The organism is Pseudomonas sp. JQ170C, assembly GCF_035581345.1.
Lineage (GTDB): Bacteria > Pseudomonadota > Gammaproteobacteria > Pseudomonadales > Pseudomonadaceae > Aquipseudomonas.
In genome coordinates this window covers 2,447,471-2,461,678 of record NZ_CP141608.1, presented here as the reverse complement: position 1 = coordinate 2,461,678, position 14,208 = coordinate 2,447,471, and the positions used below count along the sequence as shown (strand labels likewise).

General features: G+C 64.6%; 11 protein-coding genes. 4 read left to right on the top strand and 7 right to left on the bottom strand.

The window, feature by feature from the left end; all coding sequences use genetic code 11:
• Positions 1 to 187: 187 nt before the first annotated feature.
• Together U9R80_RS11485 and U9R80_RS11480 are read right to left on the bottom strand one after the other, a co-directional pair.
• Positions 188 to 667 (bottom strand): VOC family protein, encoded by a 480-nt coding sequence (locus tag U9R80_RS11485; protein WP_301840497.1) that lies wholly within the window; start codon positions 665 to 667, stop codon positions 188 to 190.
• 16 nt (positions 668 to 683) lie between these two features.
• The gene (locus tag U9R80_RS11480) at positions 684 to 1,454 is read right to left on the bottom strand and encodes an AraC family transcriptional regulator (RefSeq protein ID WP_301840496.1); all 771 of its coding nucleotides are present in this window, start codon (positions 1,452 to 1,454) and stop codon (positions 684 to 686) included.
• A gap of 110 nt (positions 1,455 to 1,564) precedes the next feature.
• Here U9R80_RS11480 and U9R80_RS11475 point away from each other — a divergent pair, with 110 nt between their 5' ends.
• Entirely contained in the window at positions 1,565 to 2,782 is a 1,218-nt protein-coding gene (locus U9R80_RS11475; protein ID WP_301840495.1) for an MFS transporter, read from the top strand.
• 64 nt (positions 2,783 to 2,846) lie between these two features.
• Here U9R80_RS11475 and U9R80_RS11470 read toward each other — a convergent pair whose 3' ends face one another.
• Complete coding sequence (locus U9R80_RS11470) at positions 2,847 to 7,049, bottom strand: autotransporter outer membrane beta-barrel domain-containing protein (protein WP_301840494.1); 4,203 nt, start codon at positions 7,047 to 7,049, stop codon at positions 2,847 to 2,849.
• A 151-nt stretch (positions 7,050 to 7,200) separates the two neighbouring features.
• Here U9R80_RS11470 and U9R80_RS11465 point away from each other — a divergent pair, with 151 nt between their 5' ends.
• Both U9R80_RS11465 and U9R80_RS11460 read left to right on the top strand, forming a co-directional pair.
• Positions 7,201 to 8,910, top strand: coding sequence for a response regulator (locus U9R80_RS11465; protein WP_301840493.1), 1,710 nt, complete (start codon positions 7,201 to 7,203; stop codon positions 8,908 to 8,910).
• 72 nt (positions 8,911 to 8,982) lie between these two features.
• Entirely contained in the window at positions 8,983 to 9,777 is a 795-nt protein-coding gene (locus tag U9R80_RS11460; RefSeq protein WP_301840492.1) for an SDR family NAD(P)-dependent oxidoreductase, read from the top strand.
• A 122-nt stretch (positions 9,778 to 9,899) separates the two neighbouring features.
• Here the strand turns inward: U9R80_RS11460 and U9R80_RS11455 are convergent, their stop codons facing one another.
• From U9R80_RS11455 to U9R80_RS11445, 3 genes are read right to left on the bottom strand one after another with little or no spacing between them, the layout of a single operon-like run.
• Positions 9,900 to 10,976 (bottom strand): alpha/beta fold hydrolase, encoded by a 1,077-nt coding sequence (locus tag U9R80_RS11455; protein ID WP_301840491.1) that lies wholly within the window; start codon positions 10,974 to 10,976, stop codon positions 9,900 to 9,902.
• Positions 10,960 to 11,364 carry a hypothetical protein gene (locus tag U9R80_RS11450; protein WP_301840490.1) on the bottom strand — a complete coding sequence of 135 codons (405 nt, stop codon included), beginning with the start codon at positions 11,362 to 11,364 and terminating at the stop codon, positions 10,960 to 10,962. Before U9R80_RS11450 ends, U9R80_RS11455 begins: the two co-directional genes overlap by 17 nt.
• 14 nt (positions 11,365 to 11,378) lie before the next feature.
• Complete coding sequence (locus U9R80_RS11445; protein ID WP_301840489.1) at positions 11,379 to 12,695, bottom strand: alpha/beta hydrolase; 1,317 nt, start codon at positions 12,693 to 12,695, stop codon at positions 11,379 to 11,381.
• Positions 12,696 to 12,909: 214 nt separating this feature from the next.
• Between U9R80_RS11445 and U9R80_RS11440 the strand changes: the two genes are divergently transcribed.
• Positions 12,910 to 13,683, top strand: a complete 774-nt coding sequence (locus U9R80_RS11440; RefSeq protein ID WP_301840488.1) for a ParA family protein — start codon at positions 12,910 to 12,912, stop codon at positions 13,681 to 13,683.
• Positions 13,684 to 13,691: 8 nt separating this feature from the next.
• Here the strand turns inward: U9R80_RS11440 and U9R80_RS11435 are convergent, their stop codons facing one another.
• Complete coding sequence (locus U9R80_RS11435; RefSeq protein WP_301840486.1) at positions 13,692 to 14,168, bottom strand: isochorismatase family protein; 477 nt, start codon at positions 14,166 to 14,168, stop codon at positions 13,692 to 13,694.
• Between the last annotated feature and the right edge of the window lie 40 nt (positions 14,169 to 14,208).

The window sequence follows — 14,208 nt, the reverse complement described above, 5'->3', positions numbered from 1 at the left end:
CCCGAAGCGCAGCGTAGGGCCCCTGGTGGGGCAGGCGGTTTTGCCTACTTTTTCCAGGAAAAAAGTAGGCCGCCGTAAAGGCGGAAGGGGCCGGCAGCCTCGCCGCATGAAATGGATAAACCCACACCACAGCAGCAACACCACCACAGCCCCCACCACAAACATCACAATCCCCGGGGCAAACCACTCACCCCTTGAGCGCAGTCTCGATAGTGGCAATGTCAATCTTGGTCATGGTCATCATCGCCTCGAACGCCCGCTTGGCCGCAGCACGATCGGAATGGGTATAGGCCGCCGTCAACACCCGCGGAGTGATCTGCCACGACAGCCCCCACTTGTCCCGACACCAGCCACAGGCGCTCTCCTCGCCGCCGTTGTCGACGATCGCATGCCACAGCCGGTCGGTCTCGGCCTGATCGTCAGTGGCCACCTGAAACGAGAACGCCTCGCTGTGCTTGAACATCGGCCCGCCGTTGAGGCCCAGGCACGCAATGCCCATCACCGTGAACTCGACCGTCAACACATCACCTTGCTTGCCGGCCGGGTAGTCCCCCGGGGCCAGGTGGACGGCGCCGACGGCGCTGTCGGGGAAGGTCTTGGCGTAGAACGTTGCAGCCTCGAGTGCATCGCCTTCGTACCAGAGGCAAATGGTGTTTTTGCTGGTCATCCTGGTGCTCCATTCTTTATTTGAAGAAATGGCTGGGGGTCGTGCCGAACTGCTTCTTGAACATGGTGGTGAACGCGCTGGGGCTGTCGTAGCCAAGCTCGGTGGCCACATCGATGATCTTCCCGCCCACCGCAATCCGCTCAAGTGCCAGTAGCAGACGCGCTTGCTGGCGCCACTGGCCGAAGGTCATGCCGGTCTCCTTGCGAAACAGCCGCTGGATGGTTTTTTCATCCAGGTTCAAGCGGATGCTCCAGTCCGACAAGGTCGATCCGTCGCCCGGATCATGTTGCAGGGTAGAACAGATGCGCTCCAGGCGCGGGTCGGTCGGCTGGGGCAGGTGCAGGGGCAAGGTCGGCAGCACCTGCAGTTCATCGAGGATCAGGCGCAGCACCCGGGCCTCGCGCGAGTCGGCCGCACAAGGCTGGGCGATGTCGACCGAGGCTTTGATCAGCTCGCTGAGCAGCGGTGAAATGCTCACCGTGCGGGTTTCGCCGGGCAGGTCGAGCCGTTCGTCAGGCTGCACGAACACACTGCGCATTTTCACCTCGCCAATGCAGCGGATCCAGTGCACGTGCCCCCTGGGCATCCAGAGGCCGCGGCTGGGGGGCACCGTCCACTGATGCAGGGCCGAATGCACCACCATCACGCCTTCAATGGCATAGATGAGCTGATGCTTCTGGTGGGAGTGGGGCGCGATGAAGCGGTTTTCCGGGTAGTCGGTGGCACTGCTGCGCACCGCCCAGGGGCCGTCGTCGATTTCTTGCAGGAATACAGCCAGCGGCTTCATCGTCATGCCCTTTTTGCGAGGGTAGTTGCCCTAATAGCGTGAGACAGGCAATTCTGCCGCCCCTAGGATAACGCTGCAACCTTGAATCCCTTGCCTGCGGAAGCCCCAGCATGTCCTCCACCAGCCTCAACCCAGCCGTGGCCAGCGCCTCGGTTGCCCGCCAAGCCAGCCCCTTGGTGATGCGGGTCATCGGTGCCTGTGCCCTCGCCCACCTGATCAATGACTTGATCCAGGCGGTGCTGCCGTCGATCTACCCCATCCTCAAGGCCAACTATGGCCTGAGCTTCACCCAGATCGGCCTGATCACCCTGACCTTCCAGCTCACCGCCTCGTTGCTACAGCCCTGGGTGGGCTATCACACCGACCGCCATCCCAAGCCCTGGCTGCTCCCCACCGGCATGCTGTGCACCTTGGTCGGCATCCTGATGCTGGCCTTCGTCGGCAGCTTTTCGGCGATCCTGCTGGCTTCGGCGCTGGTGGGCATCGGCTCCTCGACCTTTCACCCGGAGGCGTCGCGGGTGGCACGCCTGGCCTCCGGCGGCCGCTACGGGCTGGCGCAGTCGACCTTCCAGGTGGGCGGTAACGCCGGCAGCGCCTTCGGGCCGTTGCTGGCGGCAGCCATCGTCATTCCCTATGGCCAGGGCCATGTCGCCTGGTTCGGCCTGTTCGCCGTGTTCGCCATTGCCGTGCTGTACGGCCTGAGCCGCTGGTACCGCCACCACCTGGACCTGTTCAAGCTCAAGCAGGGCAGCCAGGCGACCCACGGGCTGTCCAAGGGCCGAGTGACCTTTGCCCTGGTGGTACTGGCGTTGCTGGTGTTCTCCAAGTACTTCTACATGACCAGCCTGACCAGTTATTTCACCTTCTACCTGATCGAGAAGTTCGACGTATCGATTGCCAACTCGCAGCTGTACCTGTTCCTGTTCCTGGGGGCGGTGGCGGCGGGCACCTTCTTTGGCGGGCCGATTGGCGACAGGATCGGGCGCAAGGCGGTGATCTGGTTCTCGATCCTGGGGGCTGCGCCTTTCACCCTGGCGTTGCCTTACGTGGACCTGTTCTGGACCGGCGTGCTGAGCATGATCATCGGCTTCATCCTGGCCTCGGCATTCTCGGCCATTGTGGTGTTTGCCCAGGAGTTGGTGCCGGGGAACGTCGGCATGATTGCGGGGGTGTTTTTCGGCCTGATGTTCGGCTTTGGCGGGATTGGTGCGGCGCTGCTGGGGCACTTGGCGGACAGCCAGGGAATCGAGGCGGTGTACCGGTTGTGCGCTTACCTGCCGTTGTTGGGGGTGTTGACGATTCTGCTGCCTTCGACCAAAGGGGTGTGAGCTGATCGCGGGGCAAGTCGGCTCCTACCGTAGGAGCGGGCTTGCCCCGCGATGCCGCTCAGAATCAAAACTTGACCTTGATGCCGATCATGCCCTCGTAGCTTCTGCTGTCCTCGCCAAACGCCTTCTGGTAGCCCAGCGAACCTGTCACCGTCGTGCGTTCGTTGACTTGGTAATCAACCCCCATGTTCATCTCGCCCCACGTGCCGCTCATGTCCGTGCCAAAGGGGATGTAGCCATCGGCCGAGGAGAACTCTGTCTTGGCTTTGCCTTTGAACTCGTGCCAGACACTTGGGCGAACCCAGGCGTTGGTGCGGTGGATCTTGCCTTTGTCGTCTTCGCGGAACCAGTCCTTGTCGATGCGTACACCAATGCGGCCAGTCAGCGAGTCGACGTCGTCGAAGCGCACATCCGAGGCATCGTCATGGCTGTCGTCGACCTTGATCCGGCTGACAATCACCTGGGCTTGCGGTTCTACGTGGAGGTTTTTGTCTTTCTCGGCATGGAAGGGGTAGCCGCCTTCCAGCGAGGCCGTGACGCCACGACCACGAGTCTTGAGGCCGTCCAGGTCGTTGGGGCTGGTCTTGATGTCGAACTGGTTGAACTGCAGCACCCCATCGAGGTACCAGCCTTCCGGCCCGAAGTGAGTCCAGTAGCCGCCCACACCGTAGGCGCGCAGCAGGTCATCACCGGCATTGACACCATCGTTGTGCTCGACGCTGCCGGCGATGCGGCCAATGCTCAGCGACAGGCCGGCCTGGTCGGTGCTGCCGTCGACGTCGTCGTTACGGTACAGGTCGGCACCCACCTGGAAGGCATGGATGCGGTAGTCGGCACTGGCGCCCTCGCCCAGGTCCTGTTCGCCCTTGCGGTAGATCAGGCGACCCCAGCCCAGGCTCGGGCCGTAGGTATCGACGGCCTCACCCGGCAGCGGGTCGGTGGCCAGGCGACGCTCTTCACCGACACGCTCGTGCAGGGTGTCGACCATGGCGTGGCTGTAGTGCAGCAGCATCGAAGGCAGTGCCCGGTACAACGAGGTTTCAGGGCGGTAGTTGGGCACCTGTGGACGTGCCGGAATGTCTGCAACCGGGTTGAACACCGGGGCGGCAGGATCTGCCGGGGCCGCTGGGGTCACAGGCGTCACTGGGGTCACAGGATTTACCGGGGTAACCGGTACCACGGGGTCTACAGGAACCACAGGGTCTGCATCCTTGGTCGAACGCAGGTACCAGGCTTCACCGTTGCTGCCGTCCTGGCTGGCACGGTGCAGGGTGTACTCGTAAGGGCCGGCCTTGACCCGGTTGAGCAGGCGGAAAGCCTCGGTGTCGGTGGTGGCGCCGTTGACCGCGTCGACCACCATGATGCCGTTGCCCTGGGTCAGGGCGCCGGGGCCGCCGGCATTCTTGATCATCAGGTTGCTGCTGCCGTCGGCCTTGCCGCCATCCACCACCAGCTTGTCCGAAGGCGAGTCATCCTTGTAGAGGTAGGTGTTCAGGGCGATGGTGCCGTTGGCGCCGTGGTAGTTGTTGACGGTCAGGTTCTTGAAGCTGCCACCCACCGGGGCGCTGAAGTCGATCAGGCTGGCCTCGTTGTGCAGGTTGCCCAGGTTCGACTCACCGCTGAGGTTCCAGATGCTGGTATCGCGCAGGCTGACACTGGAGTCGCTGCCGGCCGCAGTGCGTGCCGAACCATTGAGCACCGAACCCGAGACATCGATGCGGGCATTACCGGCGCTGGCCAGGGTACTGCCGACGCCCTGCCACTGGCCGGTGCCCATGTCGGGCATGCTGGTGCCGTCGCTGGCCACCGCGCTGTCGACATTCAGCCACTGGCCGCTGCCGCCGACGATGGTGTCGATCAGGCTGATATCGGCCACACCGGCCACGCCGACGGTGGCGCCGTCACGGTTGTGCAGCACGCTGTTATTGACGTTTGCCTGGCCCTTGAGGGCGTCGGTGCCCTGGGCGAAGAGCGCGGCGGCCTGTTCGCCGCTGGCACTGATCACGCTGGTGCTGGCGCTGAGCACGCCGCCGTTCTTGGCCACCGCGCCGTGGGCCAGGTCGCCGCTGGTGTTCACCCCGACCTGGTCGAGGTCGACGCGAGCGGTGTTGTTGGCCAGGGCACCCAGGGCGTTTACCCCGCTGGTGGTGACCGAGGTGTTGCTGGCGTCGAGCTGTGCACCCGACTCCGCCTGCAAGCCGTGGGAGCGCACGCCGTGGGTACTGACAGTCGAATCGAACAGCTCCAGCTTGGCTTCATCGGCCTGGTACTGGCGGCTGACCAGTGCGCCAGGGGCCTGGTCGCCGTGGGTTTCGACGCTGACGTTGTGGGCAATCAGGCTCACCGGCGCAGGTTTGACCCTGCCGATACCGGCGTACAGGCCCACGGAATACTGGCCTTGGGTCTGCAGCGAGACGCCATCGAGCAGCATGCTGCCGCCATCGTCCACCGCAGCGGCATAGGCCTGGGTGCCCGTGGTGAGCACGCTGGTGCCATGGACGTTGAGCTGGGCGCCGGGGTTGCGGGAGGCCAGGGCATGGGGAAAGGTCAGGTTGGATGAGATCGGCGAGCCGTTGCCGGTGGTGGTCACCGAGCCGCCGTACAGGGTGACGGTGGCGTTGGTGTCGGCGACCACGCCCATGGCGTTGTCGTCACCGGCGGTGGTGATGCTGAGGTTACGGGCCACCACGGTCGAGCTACCGGCGCTCAGGCCGGTGGAGTAGTTGCCCAGGGTGTCGATCTTGCCGTTGTTGATCAGCAGGTCGCTGCCGGCCAGGGCGCGTACGCCAAAGCTGGTTTTCTGGGTGGTGCTCACCTCGGTGTCGTTGAGGATCAGCGACGAGCCGCTGCCTTCGACCAGCGCGCCCAGGCCCCAGGGGCCGACAGCGCCGGGGGCTGCGTCGAGGCTGATCTTGCTGCTGTTCACCTCGGCACTGGCGCCATCCTTGACGTAGACGCCATGGGAGCGGGCACCGATGACATCAATGCGGCTGTCCGAGACATCCGCCCGGGAGCCGCTGCCTTCGACCGAGACACCGTGGCTGAAGGTGCCTTGGGCCGACACCAGGCTGCCTTGCAGGGCTACGGCGCCGCCGTTCATGGCGCGGGCGCCGGAAGTGAAGTCCGTGGCGCTGCCGGCGCCCTTGACGGCCAGGGTGCTGTCTTTGACGGTGACCTGGCTGCCGGCGCCGTCGGCGCGGGCGCCGCCGATGTAGTTGCCGATGGCACTGACGCTGGTTTTATCCGCTTCGATGGTGGCACCCCCGAGGGCATGCAGCATGGCGGTCGTGGTGGTGCTGGTGGCTGCGGCGGTACTGGCCAGGACGCTGCTCTCGAGCTGGATGTGGCCGCCGTCTTCAGCACGGGCAGCACTGGCCGCCACGGCGCCCAGGTTGACCGCCACCTCGCTCGCCTCGATCCGGCTGCCTGCGCCGGTGGCCTTCAGGCCGTGGCTGGCGTTGACGCCGTTGGTCGCACCGGTGGTGCTGATCACACTGCCCTGGCTCAGGCTGATGGTACCGCCGTCCTGCGCCAGCACACCCACCGAACCCTTGGACAGGGTGCTGACGCTGCCACCGACAAAGTCGATGTGGCTGCCGCTGCCGCTGGCCACCAGGCCCTGGTTGTTCAGGCCGCCGACGTTGCCGCCCAGGGTGACACTGCTGTCGCGCAGGGACACCTGGCCACCGCTCTTGGCACTGACCCCGGTCATGTTGCTGGCGGTGATAAGCGCGCTGCTGGCGGTCTTGGGCACCAGGTTGACGGTTACCCCGTTGCCACTGAGCTGGCCGCCGTTGCTGGCCTGCAGGCCAGTCTGGCCGGCGGCGTTGGCGGCGCTCTGTGCGCTGTTGTTGACGGTGCCGCCGTTGAAACCGACGCTGCTTGCGCCCTGGGCCAGCACACCGATGGTACGGGCGGCAGCCAGGTTGACGACGGTGTCGTCATGGGCGCCGGCGGTGGCAATGCCGATGTTGTCCGGCACGATCACGTTGATCGGTGCGGGTGCGCCAAGCAGGCGTGCGGCAAACACCCGTGGGGCGTCTTCGCTGGCCTGCAGGGCGATCGCAAGGTAGGACGGGCTGGCCATGACGCCGGCGGCCGAGGGTGGGTCGACGTCCTGGGCAGGTGGCTCGACGGCGTTGTCTTCGGCTTCGGCTTCAATCACGTTGAGGCTGAACAGTCCCGCCAGTACCAGGCCGATGGCCTGGCCCAGGCAGGTGCGCTGGAACTTGGGATGGCGTGCTGGATGGCGGGTGAAGGTTTTCATGGCAGCCTCGCAGGCTTGGGTAATGGGATGCCTGAAGTCTGCGCGGATGGCCGCGGTGCTTATGTCGGAGCAAGGTCAATGCCCTTGTAGGAGTGACTCTCGACCGGGCTGGACTATGCTTGGGCGCAGACCGCCATGGAGGTAACTGCACATGAGCACCGTCCTGCTCGTGGACCACCTGCCCATCGTCCGCGACGGGCTGCGGGCCTTGCTTGCACGCACCGGCCACCAGGTGCTGGCCGAGGTCGACAACGGCCAGGATGCGCTGGACAAATGCCGCCAGCTGCGCCCGGAGCTGGTGATCCTCGAACTGCTGGTGCCGCGCCTGGGCGGGCTGGACCTGCTGCGCCGCCTGCGCGCCAGCCACGAAGGCATCAAGCTGCTGGTGTACAGCGTCCAGGAGGCCAGCCTGTACGCCGCCCGCTCGCTGCAGGCCGGGGCCGATGCCTACGTGAGCAAGACCGAGGCGCTGATAGAGCTGGAACATGCCCTGCAGGCCGTCAGCCACGGGCGCAGCTACTTTCCCCGCGAGGCGACCCGCCAGGACGCCAACGAGTCCGAAAGCGAGCTGGAGCAACTTTCCGGCCGCGAGCTGACGGTGCTGCAGATGCTCAGCCAGGGCCTGAACAACAAGGACATCGCCGGGCAACTGAGCCTGAGCTACAAGACCGTCAGCACCTACAAGGCGCGCCTGCACCAGAAGCTCAAGGTCGACAGTGATTTCCAGTTGCTGGAAGTGGCGCGCAGCCATGGCCTGGTGGCCGGTGACGACACCGCCCGGGTACAGGGCACGCCCCTGGACCCGCAATTACTGCGCGAGTACGGGCTGTTGCGGGCGTTGCTCGATTCGGCGCCCTACCCCATGTTCGTGCGTGACCTCGAAAGCCACCTGCTGATGTGCAACCGCCGCTACCTGACCTACACCGGCGAGAGTTTCGAGATGATCCGCGGCACCACCCTGGACCAGGCCCTGTGGCTACCGACGCTGATGCGCGAGCGTTCATGCCAGCGCTTTCGCGAGGCGGTGATCCGCGAAGAGCCCTTCATGGCCGAAGCGGTGGTCGACCTCGCGGGGGTGCCCACCGCCATGCACTACTGGTGCACACCCTTTCGCGACGAGAGTGGCACGCTGGTCGCCATGCTCGGTGGCATGCGCGACCTGACCGAGCGCGACAAAATGCTCTCCACCCTGCGCCAGGAAGGCGCCGAGGCGCGCTTTGCCAGCCACCTCAAGAGCACCACGCTGGTGGCCGTCAGCCACGAACTGCAAGCGCTGCTGGCGGGCATGCAGCAGAACCTCGACCAGGTGTTGTTACCCGGTGCCGACGACCCGCAACCCAGGCTCAACGCGCTGTCCCGGCAAATCGAAGACATGCGCCAGACCCTGGTTAGGGTCGATGAAGTCATGGCGCTGGATGCCCACGAAAAGGAGTCACAGACCGAGGCTCACCACCTGGGCGACCTGACCGAAGAAATACTCGCGCCCTGGTACCCGCGGCTCGCGGCCCAGGGGTGCGCGCTGGACCTGGGCCCGGGCCTGCGCGCCCTGCAAAGCGCCTGGATCGATGCCCGCCACTACCGCCAACTGCTCGACAGCCTGCTCAGCTACCTGCAACTGAGCGCCCTGCCTGAGCGGATCGACCTGCACCTGGCCACCAGCCTCCAGCCCCGCGGCCTGCTGCGCCTGAGCCTGACGCTGACGCCGTGGCCCGAACCCAAGCCCCAGGACACCCCCGCCGTGCTGGCCCATACCGCCATCCAGCGACTGCTGCTGCGCTTGCAGGCCAAGGCGCAGGTCGATAACCAGCATGATCGCTGGCTGCTCGAACTGGACCTGCCACAAGCGCTGCCCTTCCTGTAAGTGCGCAGCGAGCAGGTGTCGCAGTGCATTGCTGCTAGATTTCACCCACACCCTCTCTACGAGATGTCAGCCATGAACATTGATCTGAGCGGCAAGACTGCACTGGTGACCGGCTCCACCGTGGGTATCGGCTTCGCCATCGCCAGGGGCCTGGCCGAGGCAGGCGCCGCGGTCATCGTCAACGGCCGCAATCGGCAAGCGGTGGATGCTGCGGTGGCGGCCATCAAGCAAGCCTTTGCGGCGGCAACGGTAACCGGCGTGACCGCCGATCTCGGCAATGCCGACGGCTGCGCGCAGCTGGTCGCCCAGGTGCCGCAGGTGGATATCCTGATCAACAACGTCGGTATCTATGGCCCGCAAGACTTTTTCGACACTCCGGACGAGGTCTGGCAGCGCTTTTTCGAGGTGAACGTGATGTCCGGGGTGCGAATGTCCCGAGCCTATGCCCAGGGCATGGTCGAGCGTCAGTGGGGTCGCATCGTGTTCATTTCCTCGGAATCGGGATTGAACATCCCGGCCGACATGATTCATTACGGCTTCACCAAGACGTCCAACCTCTCGGTGTCCCGCGGGCTGGCCAAGCGTCTGGGCGGCACCGGGGTCACGGTCAACGCGGTGCTGCCCGGGCCGACGTTGTCCGAGGGCGTGGCTGAAATGCTCAAGGATGAGGTGGCCGAAAGCGGAAAGTCCCTGGAGGAATGCGCCGCCGCGTTCGTCATGGAGCACCGCCCAAGCTCCATCATTCAACGGGCGGCGACGGTCGAGGAAGTGGCCAACCTGGTGGTCTATGTGGCGTCCAGGCAGGCGTCGGCCACGACCGGTGCAGCCTTGCGTGTGGATGGCGGGGTGGTGGATACACTGGCTTGACCTTGCCTTGTACATTGCCGTGCAAACCGCCACGCCACGACCGCTACGCGGTCGAGCGCAGGCTGGCGCCAGCGGCTACGAGGTTTGGTAGCCGCTCGCCTTCCTTGGCCCCAGGCAGGCCTTCAAACCGACCGTTCGCCCAACCACCGGTCAAGCCTGGGCCACATCCGCTTGACCGCAGCCGGTCCCGCCACAAGGCTCACATGCCCTCCCGGCAGCAACAGCTCTTCCTTGTCCCGCGAACCCACACGCGCCACCAGCGGTTGCGCGCAGTCCGGCGGTACCAGGGAGTCGTACTGGGCAATGATGTGCAGCAGCGACACTTCGATATTCTTCAGATCGACCTCTTTGCCACCCATGCGCAGGCCACCTTCGCACAGCGAGTTGTTCTGCCCCAGCTCCCGGTGGAGCTGTCGCATGTACTCGCCGGGTAGCGGCAGGGTCTCGTCACTGAAACGCGCCATCATGCGAAAACCCCGGACGTAGTCGTCATTCCACAAGTTGTCCCAGAGCCGCGCCTTGCCGGCAATGCGACCGGCGGGACGGTGCAGATCAATCGCCCTGATAATGGTCTGCGGCGACACCAGCCCCGTCGCACCGATCAAGCGCTCGGGATTGAGGTGACGTTGCTTGGCCAGGGGCATCTTCGTCCAGTCCACGGGCGTGGTGAAACACACCAGGTTCTTCAGCGGGCCGCCGGGATGCAAGGCGGCGTACAGCGTTGCCAGGACACCGCCCATGCAGTAGCCAATCAGCGTGACATCGTCCACGCCGGTAGCCTGTTGAACCCGGCCAATGCAGTCGGGAATGAAGTCGAGCACATAGTGCTCAAGCTTCAAGTGCGCCTCTTCCGGGCTTGGCGCATGCCAGTCCATCACGTAGACGTCATACCCCCGCGCCAGCAGGTACTCGATCAGGCTCTGGCCCTTGGCCAGGTCGAAGATCGCCGCCTTGCTGGTCGTCGCCATGACCAACAACAACGGCACGCGATAAATCTCGTCCGCCGTCGCGTGGTAGTGGTACAGGCACAAGGTGCCGCGGCGGTGCACCAGCGTCCTGGGGGTCATGCCAACGGCGGGCGGTGGCGTGCTGAGGTATTCAAGGCCCTTGATGCCGCGCTGGACCATCATGCCGAGCTCCGAGCGCAGTCGGCCCGTCAACGAAGCGTCGACGACCTTGGTGTCATGTGGCCGAGTCATCGTCACTTCCTGCCTTGCGTTTACGTTTGGCTGCCGGTTTGACCGGCACCGGGGGCGCTTCCACCACGGGGCGCCGCGTGCGCGGCGGGCGCGGTGCAAGCGCCCCGCTGTGAACGGCCGGCAGCAATTGATCGAGCTTGTCTTCGACCCGCCGCAAGGCCCTGGCCAGGGCGTCGACTTCGGCACGGCTGGGCAGGTCCATGCGCTTGTACAGACGATCGAGCGACGTCTGCGACAGGTGCTGCAAGCCGTGTGAGACCCTGGCGTACTGGTCGATCACCAGGCCCACTTCTTTGGAGTCGAGGTGACGGGCGGCCAGGGTATTGATGCCGTTTTCAAACCGGGTAATGGTCTCGCGATACAGTTTCAACGGATCAGGTAATGCCATGACGTTTTCCTCGATCAGGGTTTTACAGTGCGGCGTTTCTCTGCGGGCCAGGTTTGCCGTGCGGCCAACCGGTCAAGGCCGGAAATGGCCTTGCGTCGCAGCATTACCGTGGGCAACAGCCAGGGCCTGATCAGCAAGCGGCAGGCGCTGGCGGTCCTGGGCGCGAGCAAACGCAGCAAGGCGATACCCCAGCGCTCGGTGAGCACCCAGGTGGTCAAGGTCGAGGTCGCCAGTTCGTCGGCGCTGGCGCGCAGGCGCGATTGCTTGCGTGGCAGGCGATCAGCGATCTCGATAGTCCTGTCGGCAGCCGGCTGGCGGTTGAACGCCCTGCGCAGTGCCTCGCCGATCCGCAGCAAGGCATCGCGGCTGGCGCCGTTGACCGAGTCGAAATTGAGAAAGCCATGGAACTGGCCCCGGTAGTGCAACAACTCCACCGGCACCTCGGCAGCACGCAGGCGGGCGGCATAGTCCAGCCCGTCATCGCGGATCGGGTCAAAGCCGGCACTGACGATCACGGCCGGCGCCAGGCCGTGCATGTCAGGGCTGCGCCGTGGCGAATACCACGGATCGAGCAGGTCGAGGGTGGCGAGTGACGGGGCCAGGGTCTGTTCGATCCATTTCACCGCATGGTCGGTCAGCAGGTGTTGGCCGAAGGCGTTCTGCGCATAGGACGGGAATTTCTCCACCAGCTCGGTGGCCGGGTAGACCAGCACTTGCAGGCTCAGCGCCGGCCCCCCACGGCGCAGGCTTTCCTGGGCGACGGCAGCACTGAGGTTGCCGCCCGCCGAATCGCCGCCAATGGCCAGGCGCGTGGTATCGACGCCCAACTGCGCGCCGTGCCTGGCCACCCACTCCAACGCCGCCAGGGCATCGGCACGGCCTGCCGACAGATCGTGCTCCGGGGCCAGGCGATAACGCACCGCGATCACCATGCAATCAGCGGCCAGGGCAATGCTGCGGCAGATGCCGTCGGCCGTGTCCAGGTCGCCAATGATGAAGCCGCCGCCGAAAAACCACAGGAACGCCGGCTGCAAGGCCTGGGCATTGGCGGGCTTGAAGATGCGCAAGGCAATTTCGCCGTCGGGCCCATCGATCAGTTGCTCGCTGACCGAGGCCACGGGCGGATTGACCCCCAGCGCCAGCGCCGTCAAGCGCCAGCCCTGGCGTAAGCGCGGCAGCGAGTAGTTTTCGGCGGGCCGCAGGCGGGTGGAGAGGTTCACCAGGCGCAGAAAGGCCCGTGCCTCTCGGTCGGGCTGAAAGGCGCGCAACACGCGAGGCATGCCAATGGCCTGCAACCCGGGGGGCGCCTCTGGATCTTGGTTGTTTTTCATTGCCACTCCCTTGCAGAAACCGGTGTTTCACGCTCAGCAATAAACTACTGAAACGCCTGGGTTTCTGCGGCTACCCACGTTGGGGGGTTGCCTGGGGGTGCCTGAAAACCGACACGTGGCCCGCCGTGACTTATTTCTGAAACATCTTGGTAATAAATTAAGCGCTGCTGCTGATTTTATTCCGTCGTAGACCTACTCAAGGATCAAGCGCCTCATGCGTCGAGTTGTATTCAATCAGAAAGGTGGAGTGGGCAAATCCAGTATTGCGTGTAACCTCGCCGCGGTCAGCGCCGCCGAAGGCTACAGAACTCTGCTGGTCGATCTCGACCCTCAGGCCAACTCAACGCACTACCTGACCGGCCTTCTCAACAACGACATTCCGTCCGGTATCACGGATTTCTTCAAGCAGACGCTGTCCAGCGGCCCCGCCAGCAAGAAATCGCGCGTGACCGTCACCGAAACGGCCTACGACAACCTCCACCTGGTGACCGCCAGCCCAGACCTGACAGACATCCAGCCCAAGCTTGAGAGCAAGTTCAAAATCAACAAGCTGCGCAGGCTGCTGGTCGAACTGTCCCAGGACTACGAGCGCATCTACATCGACACCCCGCCCTCGCTGAACTTCTATACCTTCAGTGCCCTGGTGGCGGCCGACCGGCTGCTAATTCCCTTCGACTGCGACAGTTTTTCCCGCCAGGCGCTGTACAGCGTGATCGCCCAGGTCGAGGACTTGCGCCTGGACCATAACGAATCGCTGTTGCTTGAGGGGATCGTGGTGAACCAGTTCTCCGGGCGCACCACCCTGCATCAAACGCTCATCGACCAATTGCTCGCCGAAGGCCTGCCCGTTCTGCCGACGTTCCTGAGCAGCTCGGTGAAAATGCGCGAGTCCCACGAAGCGTCGGTGCCACTGGTCCGCCTGGCCCCGCGCAACAAACTCTCGCTGGAGTTCGTGGATTTACTCGGCGCCCTGGAACGGGCTGCGTAAGCCCGCGCCTACTCCAGTTCGGCGACGACTTCGGCGCGGGTGGTGACCTGGCGGAAGTGATGCTTCCACAGATTGATCCCCAGCTGGCCGGACCTGTCCAGGGACGAGCCCACGGTCAAGTCGGTGATCAGCGTCGGGTTGAGCCCTGCATCGAACAGCGCAAACCCGGCGGCCAGCACACAGGTTTCGGTCTGGATGCCACAGACCAGCACGCGCTCGACATTGAGCTGCTTGAGGTACGCGATGGCTTCGGCGCTCTGGCCGTAACCGTGCTTGATGAACACCTGATCGGCCTCGACCAGGCTTTCGTCCTCGGCTGCCGGGTGCCAGCCAAGTTGCTTGTCGAAGGGCGTGACCTGCTCATCATGCAACTCGACCGACGCGACCGCCGGCATCCTCGCGGACAACGCCCGCACACCATCGACCAGCCATTCGGGCGGGCTGAAGGTGGACTGGACATCAACGATAAGCAAAACCTGGCGCATGAACGTCTCCCCGGCGCTTGATATGGCCGCGGAGTATACG

What these genes read in the sequence shown, in the direction of transcription:
- U9R80_RS11485 (WP_301840497.1), bottom strand. Translation starts at nt 667, where the DNA reads ATGACCAGCAAAAACACCATTTGCCTCTGGTACGAAGGCGATGCACTC.
- U9R80_RS11480 (WP_301840496.1), bottom strand. Translation starts at nt 1,454, where the DNA reads ATGAAGCCGCTGGCTGTATTCCTGCAAGAAATCGACGACGGCCCCTGG.
- U9R80_RS11475 (WP_301840495.1), top strand. Translation starts at nt 1,565, where the DNA reads ATGTCCTCCACCAGCCTCAACCCAGCCGTGGCCAGCGCCTCGGTTGCC.
- U9R80_RS11470 (WP_301840494.1), bottom strand. Translation starts at nt 7,049, where the DNA reads ATGAAAACCTTCACCCGCCATCCAGCACGCCATCCCAAGTTCCAGCGC.
- U9R80_RS11465 (WP_301840493.1), top strand. Translation starts at nt 7,201, where the DNA reads ATGAGCACCGTCCTGCTCGTGGACCACCTGCCCATCGTCCGCGACGGG.
- U9R80_RS11460 (WP_301840492.1), top strand. Translation starts at nt 8,983, where the DNA reads ATGAACATTGATCTGAGCGGCAAGACTGCACTGGTGACCGGCTCCACC.
- U9R80_RS11455 (WP_301840491.1), bottom strand. Translation starts at nt 10,976, where the DNA reads ATGACTCGGCCACATGACACCAAGGTCGTCGACGCTTCGTTGACGGGC.
- U9R80_RS11450 (WP_301840490.1), bottom strand. Translation starts at nt 11,364, where the DNA reads ATGGCATTACCTGATCCGTTGAAACTGTATCGCGAGACCATTACCCGG.
- U9R80_RS11445 (WP_301840489.1), bottom strand. Translation starts at nt 12,695, where the DNA reads ATGAAAAACAACCAAGATCCAGAGGCGCCCCCCGGGTTGCAGGCCATT.
- U9R80_RS11440 (WP_301840488.1), top strand. Translation starts at nt 12,910, where the DNA reads ATGCGTCGAGTTGTATTCAATCAGAAAGGTGGAGTGGGCAAATCCAGT.
- U9R80_RS11435 (WP_301840486.1), bottom strand. Translation starts at nt 14,168, where the DNA reads ATGCGCCAGGTTTTGCTTATCGTTGATGTCCAGTCCACCTTCAGCCCG.